Consider the following 13,187-nt stretch of genomic DNA (forward strand, 5'->3'; position numbering starts at 1 on the left):
CGCAACGCACGGCGACCGGAACAACTTACCTTCTTCTTCTCCCAGGTCAGGCCAGCATGACACGTATTCAATCAATCGCTTCGCCAACCAAGCTATTCAGCCTGCCTCGCGCATGGCGCGGTATTGCGGCTCTCATCCTGAGCCTGATGTTCGCGCCCGTCGTGCTGGCCGATCAATCGGCCCCTGCGACGCCGCCTGACGCGCAGTCGATGACTACGCTCACTGACCAGCAGTTCCAGGAAAAAATTTCCCAGCTTCCACCGGAGATTCGTACCGAATTAGAGAACCTGCGCGCTCAATCCTCAGGTTCGGAGCAAGCGGCTACCGAAGCCAACAGCTTGGGCATGTCCCATGACCTGTCACCGTGGGGCATGTACCAAAACGCGGACGTGGTCGTAAAAGCCGTCATGATCGGTCTGGCCATTGCCTCGATCATCACCTGGACCATCTGGATCGCCAAGGGTTTCGAACTGCTGGGTGCCAAGCGCCGCCTGCGCACCGAGATCGCCAACCTGAAGAAAGCACGCACGCTTTCCGAGGCAGGCGAAACCGCCGCCAAAGAAGGCACGCTGGCAAACCTGCTGGTCCACGACGCAATGGAAGAAATGCGCCTGTCGACCAACAGCCGCGAACGCGAAGGCATCAAGGAGCGTGTCAGCTTCCGCCTGGAGCGTCTGGTCGCTGCGTGTGGCCGCAACATGAGCGCAGGCACCGGAGTCCTCGCCACCATTGGCTCTACCGCGCCATTCGTGGGCCTGTTCGGTACGGTGTGGGGCATCATGAACAGCTTCATCGGCATCGCCAAGACCCAGACCACCAACCTCGCCGTCGTTGCACCGGGTATCGCCGAAGCTCTGCTGGCTACCGCACTGGGTCTGGTTGCCGCGATTCCTGCCGTGGTCATCTACAACGTCTTCGCACGCTCCATCGCCGGTTACAAAGCGCAGGTCGCCGATGCATCGGCTCAGGTGCTGTTGCTGGTCAGCCGTGATCTGGATCACCAGCCGGCTGCCGACCGCAGTCAATCGCCACACATGGTCAAGGTGGGCTGAACCTTGGGCATGCATCTGAAAGAAGGCGACGACGATCTCGCCGAAAACCACGAAATCAACGTCACGCCGTTCATCGACGTCATGCTGGTGCTGCTAATCATTTTTATGGTCGCAGCGCCACTGGCCACGGTGGACATCAAGGTTGATCTGCCTGCGTCCACCGCGACGCCGCAACCCCGGCCCGAAAAGCCGATCTTCCTCAGCGTCAAGACCGACAAGAGCCTGTACCTGGGTGAAGAGAAGGTCTCCCGCGAACAGATCGGCCAGGTGCTGGACGCGCGCACCAAGGGCAAGAAAGACACCACGATCTTCTTCCAGGCCGATAAGGGCGTGGATTACGGCGATCTGATGGACGTCATGAACTCGCTTCGGGGTGCGGGTTACCTGAAAGTCGGTCTGGTAGGCCTTGAGACGGTTGGTAAGAAATGATCACTACGCGCCAAAAACTGACGCGCTATAGCGGTAGTCTGTTGTTGGTGCTGGCCGTGCACGCTGTCGCGATCATCATCGCCCTTCGCTGGCCAGACACTCAGGCCATCGAACTGCCTCCGGCCGCCATGATGGTTGAACTCGCGCCGTTGCCGGAGCCCGCGCCGCCACCGCCGCCTCAGGTCGTTCAGCCGCCTCAACCGCCCGCACCGGAAGAGCAGGTGCAGGTGCCAGAGGTTGTGGAAGCGCCGAAGCCGGAGATCGTGGTCCCGAAAAAGGTCGAGAAGCCCAAGCCCAAACCGCAGCCGCCAAAGCCGCAGAAGAAGCCTGAGCCACCCAAGCCCGTGGAAAAACCGGCGGAAGAAAAGCCGGTGGATACACCTCCCACGACGGCCAAACCCGAGAAATCGGCTGCACCGACGCCGCCTGCACCGCCCTCACCGCCCAGTAACGCGTTGCCGAGCTGGCAGGGTGAGTTGTTGCGCCACTTGAGCCGATACAAGAAATACCCTGAAGACGCTCGTCGTCGCGGCATGCAAGGGGTGGCCCGTCTGCGCTTCGTGGTGGATGCACAGGGCAATGTCTCGTCCTACGAGATTGCCAGCAGTTCAGGCAGTCCGGCGCTGGACAGAGCCACGATGGAAATGATCCGTCGCGCTCAGCCGTTGCCCAAGCCGCCGGCGGAAATCCTGAACAACGGCACTATTGAAATCCTCGCACCGTTCGTTTATTCGCTGGATAAACGCTGAATCGCACTTTTGTTACTCAAGAGTGCTTCTGATAACGTGCGTCTATCGATTGCACCCGCTATGCTGGGGCCGCAACTTCATGGACGCACGTTATGACTCTTACAGAATTGCGCTACATCGTTACGCTCGCCCAAGAGCAGCACTTCGGCCACGCTGCCGAGCGCTGCCATGTCAGCCAGCCTACGCTGTCGGTGGGTGTCAAAAAGCTTGAAGACGAACTGGGTGTGCTGATTTTCGAGCGCAGCAAGAGCGCCGTGCGCCTCACCCCGGTCGGCGAAGGCATCGTCGCCCAGGCGCAGAAGGTGCTTGAGCAGGCTCAAGGTATTCGCGAACTGGCTCAGGCCGGCAAGAATCAACTGACAGCGCCGCTGAAAGTTGGCGCCATCTACACCGTCGGCCCGTACCTGTTTCCTCACCTGATTCCGCAACTGCATCGGGTCGCCCCGCAGATGCCGTTGTACATCGAGGAAAACTTCACCCACGTACTGCGCGACAAGCTGCGCAACGGAGAGCTGGACGCCGTCATCATCGCGCTGCCGTTCAACGAAGCCGACGTACTGACTCTGCCTCTGTACGACGAACCGTTCTCTGTGCTGATGCCTGCCGGCCACCCGTGGACGCAGAAAAAGACCATCGATGCCTCGGCCCTCAACGACAAGAGCCTGCTGTTGCTGGGCGAAGGTCATTGTTTCCGTGATCAGGTGCTGGAAGCCTGCCCTACACTGACCAAAGGCAGCGAGGGTGCCAAACACACCACCGTGGAATCCAGCTCGCTGGAAACCATTCGCCATATGGTCGCGTCTGGCTTGGGCATTTCGATTCTGCCGTTGTCGGCGGTCGACAGTCACCACTATGCACCCGGCGTGATCGAAGTACGCCCACTGACACCGCCTGTGCCGTTCCGAACGGTCGCTATCGCATGGCGCGCGAGCTTCCCAAGGCCCAAGGCAATCGAGATTCTCGCTGACTCCGTGCGCCTGTGTTCAGTGGCTCGTCCGAAAACAGAAGCGAGCTAGGCGGGGAAAAGATGAGCGAGCTTTCCAACGTCTCGGTCACGGCGCTCAAGGGCGTCGGCGAGGCTATGGCTGAAAAGCTGGCCAAGGTCGGTCTGGAAAACCTGCAGGATGTGCTGTTTCATCTGCCGTTGCGTTATCAGGATCGAACCCGCATCGTGCCCATCGGCGCGCTGCGGCCGGGCCAGGACGCGGTGATCGAAGGCGTCGTCAGCGGTGCCGATGTGGTGATGGGCAAACGTCGCAGCCTGCTGGTAAGGCTGGGTGACGGCACAGGTGTTGTCAGCCTGCGCTTCTACCACTTCAGCAACGCCCAAAAAGAAAGCATGAAGCGCGGCACTCAACTGCGCTGCTTTGGCGAAGCACGTCCTGGCGCTTCCGGACTTGAAATCTATCACCCTGAATACCGAGCGATTACCGGCGACGAGCCCGCGCCCGTCGAGCAGACCCTCACGCCGATCTACCCTTCCACTGAGGGCCTGACGCAACAGCGTTTGCGCCAGCTCTGCCAGCAGACGCTGGCGATGCTGGGCCCTAAAAGTCTGCCGGACTGGCTGCCGGAAGAACTGGCCCGCGATTATCAGTTGGCGCCGCTGGACGACGCGATACGTTACCTGCACCACCCGCCTGCCGATGCCGACGTCGACGAGTTGGCTCTGGGGCATCACTGGGCGCAGCATCGACTGGCGTTCGAAGAATTGCTGACGCATCAACTATCGCAGCAACGCCTGCGTGAAAGCCTGCGCTCGCAACGCGCACCCGCCCTGCCTGTAGCCAGAAAGCTGCCGAAGCAATTTCTGGCCAATCTGGGTTTTGCGCCCACCGGCGCGCAGCAGCGGGTCGGTAAGGAAGTGGCGTATGACCTCAGTCAGCCTGAACCCATGCTGCGTCTGATTCAGGGCGATGTGGGCTCAGGCAAGACCGTGGTCGCCGCGCTGGCGGCTCTGCAAGCGCTGGAGGCCGGTTATCAGGTTGCGCTGATGGCACCGACCGAGATTCTTGCCGAACAGCACTACATCAACTTTCAGCGCTGGCTTGAGCCACTGGGCATCGGTGTGGCCTGGCTGGCTGGCAAGCTCAAAGGCAAGGCTCGCGTCTCCTCGCTTGAACAAATCGCCAGCGGCACTCCGATGGTGGTCGGCACCCATGCATTGTTTCAGGATGAGGTGCAGTTCAAGAACCTGGCGCTGGTCATCATCGACGAACAGCACCGCTTCGGCGTGCAGCAGCGTCTGGCACTGCGCAAGAAAGGCGTCGGCGGCCTGATGTGCCCGCATCAGTTGATCATGACGGCCACCCCGATCCCCCGCACGCTGGCCATGAGCGCCTATGCGGACCTCGACACGTCGATCCTCGACGAGCTGCCGCCCGGCCGTACCCCCGTCAGTACGGTGCTGGTCGCCGACAGCCGCAGAGTGGAAGTGATCGAGCGCGTCAGGGCCGCCTGTGCAGAAGGTCGCCAGGCGTATTGGGTGTGTACGCTGATCGAGGAGTCTGAAGAGCTGACCTGCAAGGCTGCCGAAACCTCGTTCGAGGAGTTGAGCAGCGCCTTGGGCGAGCTGCGTGTCGGCCTGATTCACGGGCGGATGAAGCCCGCCGAGAAGGCCGCGATCATGGCCGAGTTCAAGCAGGGCGCGCTGCAGCTGTTGGTAGCGACCACGGTGATCGAAGTGGGCGTCGACGTGCCCAATTCCAGCCTGATGATCATCGAGAACCCCGAGCGCCTCGGGCTTGCCCAGCTTCACCAGTTACGTGGCCGTGTAGGGCGCGGCAGCGCTGTCAGCTACTGCGTGCTGCTCTATCACCCGCCGCTGTCGCAAATCGGACGCCAACGACTGGGTATCATGCGCGAAACCAACGACGGGTTTGTCATCGCCGAAAAAGACCTGGAGCTGCGTGGCCCGGGCGAAATGCTCGGAACCCGACAAACGGGCCTGCTGCAGTTCAAGGTCGCCGACCTGATGCGCGACGCTGATCTGCTACCCGCCGTTCGCGACGCGGCCCAAGCCCTGCTTGAGCGTTGGCCGCAACACGTCAGCCCCTTGCTGGAACGCTGGCTGCGTCATGGCCAGCAGTATGGTCAGGTGTGATGCAGACGACGCTTTGACAACCACGCGCGACCCAAATTGAATAAGGTGGTTATACTTCGGTCATTGTAGGAAATGGACAAAGACCATGACAGAAGTTGCTCACGTCGATGATTCGCATCACGCCCCGTCGGTAATCCGGCAGTTGCTTGAAAAGTTGGCGATCAGCTACAACGAAGTCGTCGATGACAAAACCCTGCAACCGGCACGAAAGGTTCAGGCCGTCCTGGTCGAAGATGCCGTCGGTGCCCTTCTCATCCTGTTTCCGCAAAGTCAGTTGCTTGACCTGAGCCGGATTACCGAGCTGACGGGTCGTCAATTGACCGCTGTTCCCCACGAGCGGCTGCTGCGCATGCTGGCCAAACACAGCCTGCACGTGCTGCCAGGCCTGCCCGCGCTGACCAGTTCACCCTGCCTTTATGATGAACGCCTTCTGCAGGAGCCTTCGCTATTGGTAGGGTCTGGCGAACCGGGCGTGTTGCTGGAAATCAGCAGCGACGATTTCAAAGGAATGCTCAGCAAAGCCAGCGCCGCCCACTTCGGCCAGCCTGTCAGCGCGATCCATCCCAACCTTGATCGCCCTGATGACGACCCGGCTGAAATCACCAAAGCCATGAGCAACTTTACCGCGCGACGTATCCAGCAACGTCTGGAAGCAACGCTGGAAATACCGCCGCTGGCCGGGACTGCGCAAAAGATCATCAAGCTTCGGGTAGACCCCGATGCGACCATCGATGACATCACGGGCGTGGTCGAAACCGATCCCGCGCTGGCCGCACAGGTCGTAAGTTGGGCAGCCTCGCCCTACTATGCCTCGACCGGCAAGATTCGCTCGGTTGAAGACGCCATCGTGCGTGTCCTGGGCTTTGATCTGGTCATCAACCTCGCTCTGGGCCTTGCGCTAGGCAAAACGTTGAGCCTGCCCAAGGATCAGCCGCAGCAGACCACGCCTTACTGGCAGCAGTCGATCTACACCGCAGCGGTCATTGAAGGCCTGACTCGCGCCATCCCGCGCGCAAAACGACCTGAAGGCGGCCTGACGTACTTGGCCGGCTTGCTGCACAACTTCGGCTACTTGCTGCTCGCTCACGTGTTCCCGCCGCATTTCACGCTGATTTGCCGTCAGCTGGAAGTGAATCCGCACCTGCACCACAGCTACATCGAGCACCATCTGCTCGGTATCAGCCGGGAGCAGATCGGTGCATGGTTGATGCGCTACTGGGACATGCCGGACGAACTGGCCACTGCGCTGCGCTTCCAGCACGACCCGCATTACGCAGGCGAGCATCACGCCTACGCCAACCTGGTGTTCCTGGCTGTTCGCCTGCTGCGCGCCAACGGCATCGGCGCGGGCCCGCAGCAGGACATCCCGGATGAGCTGTTCGAGCGTCTTGGCCTGACGCGCGAAAAAGCCAACGAGTCGGTCAAAAAGGTGCTGGAAGCCGAGGTGCTGCTGCGCGAACTGGCTTCCCAGTTCAGCCAGTAAGCCCTGAGCGTCTTGTCATGCCCATGCCTTGCGTGGGCGCGTGACGCTCCGCGTTACCTCCGGAGCGGATGCAGGGAGCGGACTTGTCCGCGAAGGCTTTGTTTGAAACGCTGCACCTGGACCGGATGTGCTGCGCTCTTGGTGGACAAGCCCACTCCCACTCAGCGTTCCCCGTGGGAATGGTCGATATCCGCCCCATTTCAATCCGCCTCTCCTTCACGCCCCGGCAAGTGCTCGTCCAGATGCAGCCACGGCAGACGGTTTTCGATGAAAATGTGCCGCGATGGCGCAGCGAGCTCCGGGTGGTCGAGCGTAGCAATGACCACATCCATCTCTTGCGGGCTGTTGCGCGTGAACAGCGTCGTGTGCGCCCCGCAGTTGCCGCAGAAATAGCGCACGCAGGTCGGGCCTGAGTCGTAAGTCGACGGGCTGCCCGCCAGCCACTGGAATGAAGTCAGAGGCACAGTGAGCCATGTCATGACCGTCGCGCCGGACGTTCGCCTGCAAATGGAACAGTGGCAGTGAGCGATGTCCTCAAGAGGCGCATCGAACTGGTAACGCAGGCTGCCGCAATGGCAACCGCCGGTATGGATCTGGCTCATGACGGTGTCTCCCTTTTACGCGTCGATAGGCGTCTGACAATAAAATGCCCGTAAACACTGATTGAAAGGTCGGTGAAAGCTTGTGCAATTAGCATCGACTCACTTCCGGCACAAAGACCGGCCAGCCTGGGTGACGTTCAACACGCTCTCAGGCCCAATTAACAACAATAATGGTGATTGCGATGCTTGCTGAATTTCCTATCCGTACCCTCCTTGCGCCTTCTCCCCACGTACCGCTCCTACTGAGCTGACTCGTTCGTTTCCATCGTTCTGTAGCCGTATTACGTCTGGAGTATTCCCATGCTGACTTTCCTTGGCTTTGCCATGGTCATTGCGTTCATGTACCTGATCATGAGCAAGCGACTGACCGCACTGATCGCGCTGATTCTGGTTCCGATCATCTTCGCCCTGTTCGGCGGTTTCGCGTCGCAGATCGGCCCCATGATGCTGGCCGGTATCACCAAGCTGGCACCGACCGGCGTGATGCTGATGTTCGCCATTCTCTACTTCGCGCTGATGATCGACTCCGGCCTGTTCGACCCGGCCGTGCGCAAGATCCTGAAAATGGTAAAGGGCGATCCGATGCGCATCTCGGTCGGCACTGCGGTGCTGGCGCTGGTGGTTTCGCTGGACGGTGACGGCGCTACCACCTACATGATCTGCGTGGCGGCCATGCTGCCGCTGTACAGCCGTGTCGGCATGAGCCCTCGCATCATGGCAGGCCTGATCATTCTGGCAGGCGGCGTGATGAACATGACGCCGTGGGGCGGTCCGACCGCTCGTGCCGCCAGCGCACTGCATGTCGATGCCTCGGACATTTTCGTACCGATGATCCCGGCGATGCTGGCCGGTGTGGTGGCGATCCTGGCGATTGCCTATTTCTACGGCAAACGCGAACGTGCCCGTCTGGGTGAACTGCACCTGCAAGGCGACGAAGTCGATCACAGCGAAATCAGCGTTTCGCAATTTCCGGATGCACGTCGCCCGAAACTGATCTGGTTCAACGGCGGCCTGACCCTGGCGCTGATGGTTGCGCTGATCATGGGCCTGCTGCCGCTGCCGGTGCTGTTCATGATCGCGTTCAGTATCGCGATGATCATTAACTACCCGAACCTGCAGGATCAGAAAGATCGTGTGTCGGCCCACGCCGGTAGCGTTCTGGCGGTGGTCGGTCTGATTTTCGCCGCAGGTATTTTCACCGGCATTCTGTCGGGCACCGGCATGGTCGACGCCATGTCCAAGAGCCTGCTGGCCGTGATTCCTGACGCACTGGGCCCTTACCTGGCGGTCATCACCGCGCTGGTGAGCATGCCGTTCACCTTCTTCATGTCCAACGACGCGTTCTACTACGGCGTACTGCCGGTGCTGTCCGAAGCCGCTTCCCACTACGGCATCAGCCCGGTGGAAATGGCTCGCGCCTCCATCGTCGGCCAGCCGGTTCACCTGCTCAGCCCGCTGGTGCCGTCGACTTACCTGCTGGTTGCGCTGGCCGGTATCGAGTTCGGCGATCACCAGCGCTTCACCCTGAAATGGGCCATCCTGGTGTGCATGTGCATCCTGATCGCCGCGCTGGTCATGGGCATTTTCCCGCTCTACAGCAGTCTATAACTTCAGGCTGTTACAGGCCCGCCATCGACCTTAGGGTTGATGGCGGGCTTTTTCACGTTTGAGGACACCCCAATGGAATGGCTGACCAATCCCGAGATCTGGGTTGCATTCTTTACCCTGACCGCCCTGGAAATCGTTCTGGGCATCGACAACATCATCATGATCTCCATCCTGGTCGGCCATATGCCGAAGGCCATGCAACCGCGCACCCGTATCGTCGGGCTGGCGCTGGCGATGCTGACACGGATCATGCTGTTGCTCTCCATCACGTGGGTCATGCGCCTGACCAGTGATCTGTTCACGATCATGGGTAAAGGGTTTTCCGGGCGGGATCTGATTCTGCTCTGCGGCGGTCTGTTTCTGCTCTGGAAAAGCTCGCAGGAGATTTATCACGGCCTGGAAGGCGAAGAGGAGCACGCCGAAGAACCCAAGGGCGGCAGTGGGCAATTCTTCTACACCATCGTGCAGATCGCGATTCTCGATATCGTTTTTTCGCTGGATTCGGTGATTACCGCGGTGGGCATGGTTTCCGATATCCCGGTCATGATTGCGGCCATCGTGACGGCGGTGCTGGTGATGATGCTGTGTGCAGGCGCCATCAGTGACTTCATCAACCGTCATCCGTCCCTGAAAATGCTCGCGCTGTCCTTTCTGATACTGGTCGGTACAGTCTTGATTGCGGACGCGTTCGACGTGCACGTACCCAAGGGTTATGTGTACTTCGCGATGGCTTTCTCGCTGACGGTGGAAACCATCAACATCAGGATGCGCATGGCAAGGGCGTCCCGTAAGCAGCAAATAAAGACCTCAACTGACAGGGACTGACCGGATGCGAAACCCGCACTGGGCGCCAACCTGCGTGGGGAGCGGTCCATGAGGGGGTGATTTATGACACTTTTATTTCAATGAAACCAAGCGTGTGCGATGCTTGCGGCAAGGCCTCGGGCCGACTAAAGCTTAGTAGAGCGCTACCTCTCTCTTTCCCGCTCGCTACACGCTGCATCTTTCAATCCACGCCTGAACAGGCAAACCTCAGGGGGCTCTTAGTATGCTGACCCTGCTCGATTTGCTATCCGCTGTGGCCCTGCTGATCTGGGGCACGCATATCGTGCGCACTGGCATTCTTCGCGTTTACGGCGCTCAACTGCGTCGTGTGCTCAGCCAGAACATGTCCAAACGTCCGCTCGCGTTCATCGCAGGCATTCTCGTGACCGCGATGGTCCAGAGCAGCAACGCCACGGCCATGCTGGTGACCTCCTTCGTGGGCCAAGGCCTGATGACGCTGACGCCTGCACTGGTGATCATGCTAGGTGCCGACGTCGGCACGGCACTGATGTCTCGCGTCCTCACCTTTGATCTGTCCTGGCTGTCGCCGTTGCTGATCTTTCTTGGCGTGGTGTTCTTTCTGTCGCGCAAACAGACGCGTGCCGGGCAACTGGGCCGTGTGGGCATCGGGCTCGGGTTGATCGTGCTGGCGCTGCAACTGATCGTCGAAGCGGCTGCACCGATCACCCAGGCTGCCGGGGTCAAGGTGCTGTTCGCGTCACTGACGGGTGATCTGTTGCTGGATGCGCTGGTCGGCGCAATGTTTGCCCTGATCTCGTATTCCAGTCTTGCAGCGGTTCTGCTGACCGCCACATTGGCAGGTGCGGAAATCATTGGCCTGCCTGTGGCGATCGGTCTGGTCATCGGCGCCAACATCGGCAGTGGCCTGCTGGCGTTCCTCAGCACCAGTATGCAGAACGTGGCGGGCCGGCAGGTCGCGCTGGGGAGCCTGCTGTACAAGCTTCTGGGCTTGTTGTTGATCATTCCGGTGCTTGATCCACTGGTCGCCTGGATCGACACCCTGGGCTTCAGCCCTCAGGAGCTGGTCATCGGTTTTCACCTGATCTACAACACTGCGCGCTGCCTGATCATGCTGCCCACTGTCGGGCCGATGGCTCGACTGTGTACCGCGTTACTGCCGCAGCAGAACGAAGTGGGCGGCCTGGCCAAGCCACGCCATCTGGACCTGACGGCATTGGCAACCCCCACGCTCGCGCTGGCCAACGCCGTGCGTGAAACCCTGCGCATGGGGGACCTGATCGAAAGCATGCTCGGCTCGATGCTGGCGGTGCTGCGCGGCACACAAACCGCGGTGACCCAAGAAGTGCGCCGTCTCAATGACGACGTCGAGGCACTTTACAACGCCATCAAGCTGTACCTGGCGCAGATGCCACGTGAAGAGCTGGGCGAACACGATAATCGCCGCTGGGCAGAGATTATCGAGCTGACGATCAATCTGGAGCTGGCCGCCGGGCTCATTGAGCGAATGCTGCGCAAGATCCAGCAGCAGAAGACCTCGCAACGCCGCTCATTCTCGGAAGTCGGGCTTGAGGAGCTGGCCGATCTGCAGATTCAGTTGCAGTCCAATCTGCGTCTGGGGCTGTCAGTGTTTCTCACGGGCGATGAGGAGAGCGCACGCCAGCTGTTGCGCGAGAAACGCCGCTTCCGGGCTCAGGAACGTCGGCTGGCACACGCCCACGTGAGCCGCCTGCAACGTAAAGTCGTGCAGAGCATCGAAACCAGTTCGTTGCACCTGGAGCTGATCGCCGACATGAAGCGTTTGAATTCGTTGTTCTGCAGCAGCGCCTACGCCGTGCTGGAAACCTCCGACACCGGCGCACTGCCGAGCGAGAGCGCACCGGAACAATCGCTGTGAACGTAAGGGGGGCTTCGAAGTCTGTTAGACATACCGGCCCGCAAGGAAAGCTGCGTTATGCGTTGCCTGCTGTTCGCTTGTCTGCTTCTCGGCTCACTCCCTTCGTTCGCCCTTGACCGTCTCAAGGTCGAGGGCTATCTGCTGCCCAATGGTTTACAAGTCATTCTGAAACCCGGCTACGACAAGGGTCACGTCGCGATTCGTCTGGTCGTGGGCATCGGTTTCGATGATTTCCCGTGCCAGGACAAAGAGCTGCCGCATTTGCTTGAGCACCTGTTGTTCAGCGGCGTCGATGCAGGCGGTGAGGGCGGCCTTGAGGAGCGGATGCAGGCGCTGGGCGGCGAGTGGAACGCCTTTACCAGCAACACCGACACCACGTTCGTACTGGAAGCGCCCGCCCGAAACCAGCGCAAGGTGCTGGACCTGCTGCTGGGCGTCATGACCCGAACCGAGCTGACCCAGGAACGCCTCGACAACGTTAAGCGTATCGTGGAGCGCGAGGATGGCGGGCACTCTTCACACTTGCAGCGCCTGCTTGACCGGCGTGATTCCAGCCACAGCGCAAGCAGTCAACTGGCAATCGAGCTGGGGCTCAAGTGCGCCGAGCGTCCGGAAGTGGACCCCATCAAGCTGGAACACATCGAAGAAGTTTTTGCCAGTTGGTACGCCCCCAATAACATGACGCTGATCGTCGTCGGCGATCTGGACAAACTGCTGCCTGCCTATCTGGAGCGCACCTACGGCAAGCTGGCCCCGACAGACCCGATCGACCATCCGCCACTGGCCGAAAGCAACGGATCCGCCGAACACAGGCGTGAACTGGAGCGCGGCGGGCTGGGCTCAAACGCCAAGCTCCACCTGATCTACACCGAACCGCAACTGGACGATCAACACGACGAAACCTGGGATCTGGTCGAGTCCTACCTGGATTGGGCGCTGTACACAGACCTGCGCCTGAAACAGGGTTTGTCCTACGGGCCTTCTGTTGATCGTGAAGTGTTCGGCGATGTCGGGTTTCTCAGCCTGAACGCAGATGTCGAACGAGAAGACGCCGATGTGGCCGAACGGGAAATACTGGCCCTGGTCGAGCGCCTGCAAAAGGACGGCATGCAGCCCGAAACCTTTGCGCGTTTGCAGGACGCGGCCATTGCCAGACAGGCGTGGGCCGTTCAAGGCAACAGCGCATTGGCCGATTACTACTGGGGGGCGATCAACGATTACGAGGACGGTCGCTTCGTCGATCCAGCCAAACGCATCAAGGCTGTCAGTTTTGAAACCGCCAACCGTGCCATGCGTCAATTACTGGCTCAACCGGGCTATTTGCGCATCGAAAAACCCCTGCTTGGCTATGACGGCCTGTACTGGGTGATCGGTGCGGTGCTGGGCCTGATCGTGTTGTTGGCGTTCTTGCGCTACCGGCGTTTGCATAACAAATAAGCGTCGACCGATGGAATGCATGC

General features: G+C 60.2%; 11 protein-coding genes and 1 pseudogene. 11 read left to right on the forward strand and 1 reads right to left on the reverse strand.

Going from position 1 to position 13,187, the window contains the following annotated elements; genetic code table 11:
• Positions 1 to 56: 56 nt before the first annotated feature.
• The 7 genes and pseudogenes from ALP40_RS26245 to ALP40_RS21595 all read left to right on the forward strand — a co-directional run.
• Positions 57 to 204 (forward strand): annotated as a pseudogene (locus ALP40_RS26245) (tonB-system energizer ExbB); the annotation flags it as partial.
• A 140-nt stretch (positions 205 to 344) separates the two neighbouring features.
• Positions 345 to 1,052 carry a tonB-system energizer ExbB gene (gene exbB / locus ALP40_RS21570; protein WP_409077536.1) on the forward strand — a complete coding sequence of 236 codons (708 nt, stop codon included), beginning with the start codon at positions 345 to 347 and terminating at the stop codon, positions 1,050 to 1,052.
• Between the two features lie 3 nt (positions 1,053 to 1,055).
• Complete coding sequence (exbD, locus tag ALP40_RS21575) at positions 1,056 to 1,481, forward strand: TonB system transport protein ExbD (protein WP_057408104.1); 426 nt, start codon at positions 1,056 to 1,058, stop codon at positions 1,479 to 1,481.
• Complete coding sequence (locus ALP40_RS21580) at positions 1,478 to 2,230, forward strand: energy transducer TonB (protein ID WP_025993178.1); 753 nt, start codon at positions 1,478 to 1,480, stop codon at positions 2,228 to 2,230. Before exbD ends, ALP40_RS21580 begins: the two co-directional genes overlap by 4 nt.
• Before the next feature lie 92 nt (positions 2,231 to 2,322).
• The gene (locus tag ALP40_RS21585) at positions 2,323 to 3,246 is read left to right on the forward strand and encodes a hydrogen peroxide-inducible genes activator (protein ID WP_122210200.1); all 924 of its coding nucleotides are present in this window, start codon (positions 2,323 to 2,325) and stop codon (positions 3,244 to 3,246) included.
• Between the two features lie 11 nt (positions 3,247 to 3,257).
• On the forward strand, positions 3,258 to 5,333 hold the full coding sequence (gene recG / locus ALP40_RS21590) for an ATP-dependent DNA helicase RecG (RefSeq protein WP_122210201.1): 2,076 nt from the start codon (positions 3,258 to 3,260) through the stop codon (positions 5,331 to 5,333).
• A gap of 85 nt (positions 5,334 to 5,418) precedes the next feature.
• A complete protein-coding gene (locus ALP40_RS21595; protein ID WP_122210202.1) occupies positions 5,419 to 6,816 on the forward strand; it encodes an aminoacyl-tRNA deacylase and HDOD domain-containing protein in 1,398 nt (465 codons plus the stop codon).
• Between the two features lie 200 nt (positions 6,817 to 7,016).
• Here ALP40_RS21595 and ALP40_RS21600 read toward each other — a convergent pair whose 3' ends face one another.
• Positions 7,017 to 7,418 carry a GFA family protein gene (locus tag ALP40_RS21600; RefSeq protein WP_122210203.1) on the reverse strand — a complete coding sequence of 134 codons (402 nt, stop codon included), beginning with the start codon at positions 7,416 to 7,418 and terminating at the stop codon, positions 7,017 to 7,019.
• A 300-nt stretch (positions 7,419 to 7,718) separates the two neighbouring features.
• On the opposite strand from ALP40_RS21600, the gene ALP40_RS21605 reads away from it, so the two are divergent.
• The 4 genes from ALP40_RS21605 to ALP40_RS21620 all read left to right on the forward strand — a co-directional run bounded on the left by ALP40_RS21605 (position 7,719) and on the right by ALP40_RS21620 (position 13,164).
• Positions 7,719 to 9,026 (forward strand): CitMHS family transporter, encoded by a 1,308-nt coding sequence (locus ALP40_RS21605; protein WP_122210204.1) that lies wholly within the window; start codon positions 7,719 to 7,721, stop codon positions 9,024 to 9,026.
• A gap of 72 nt (positions 9,027 to 9,098) precedes the next feature.
• A complete protein-coding gene (locus tag ALP40_RS21610; protein ID WP_122210205.1) occupies positions 9,099 to 9,851 on the forward strand; it encodes a TerC family protein in 753 nt (250 codons plus the stop codon).
• A gap of 223 nt (positions 9,852 to 10,074) precedes the next feature.
• Entirely contained in the window at positions 10,075 to 11,727 is a 1,653-nt protein-coding gene (locus ALP40_RS21615) for a Na/Pi cotransporter family protein (RefSeq protein ID WP_122210206.1), read from the forward strand.
• A 57-nt stretch (positions 11,728 to 11,784) separates the two neighbouring features.
• Complete coding sequence (locus tag ALP40_RS21620) at positions 11,785 to 13,164, forward strand: pitrilysin family protein (RefSeq protein WP_122210207.1); 1,380 nt, start codon at positions 11,785 to 11,787, stop codon at positions 13,162 to 13,164.
• Positions 13,165 to 13,187: the final 23 nt, after the last annotated feature.

It is taken from the genome of Pseudomonas viridiflava, assembly GCF_003702045.1.
Classification (GTDB): domain Bacteria; phylum Pseudomonadota; class Gammaproteobacteria; order Pseudomonadales; family Pseudomonadaceae; genus Aquipseudomonas; species Aquipseudomonas viridiflava_C.

Bases quoted from the DNA above. Each gene is read 5' to 3' on its own strand.
- exbB (WP_409077536.1), top strand. From the start codon at position 345: ATGTCCCATGACCTGTCACCGTGGGGCATGTACCAAAACGCGGACGTG.
- ALP40_RS21580 (WP_025993178.1), top strand. From the start codon at position 1,478: ATGATCACTACGCGCCAAAAACTGACGCGCTATAGCGGTAGTCTGTTG.
- ALP40_RS21585 (WP_122210200.1), top strand. From the start codon at position 2,323: ATGACTCTTACAGAATTGCGCTACATCGTTACGCTCGCCCAAGAGCAG.
- recG (WP_122210201.1), top strand. From the start codon at position 3,258: ATGAGCGAGCTTTCCAACGTCTCGGTCACGGCGCTCAAGGGCGTCGGC.
- ALP40_RS21595 (WP_122210202.1), top strand. From the start codon at position 5,419: ATGACAGAAGTTGCTCACGTCGATGATTCGCATCACGCCCCGTCGGTA.
- ALP40_RS21600 (WP_122210203.1), bottom strand. From the start codon at position 7,418: ATGAGCCAGATCCATACCGGCGGTTGCCATTGCGGCAGCCTGCGTTAC.
- ALP40_RS21605 (WP_122210204.1), top strand. From the start codon at position 7,719: ATGCTGACTTTCCTTGGCTTTGCCATGGTCATTGCGTTCATGTACCTG.
- ALP40_RS21610 (WP_122210205.1), top strand. From the start codon at position 9,099: ATGGAATGGCTGACCAATCCCGAGATCTGGGTTGCATTCTTTACCCTG.
- ALP40_RS21615 (WP_122210206.1), top strand. From the start codon at position 10,075: ATGCTGACCCTGCTCGATTTGCTATCCGCTGTGGCCCTGCTGATCTGG.
- ALP40_RS21620 (WP_122210207.1), top strand. From the start codon at position 11,785: ATGCGTTGCCTGCTGTTCGCTTGTCTGCTTCTCGGCTCACTCCCTTCG.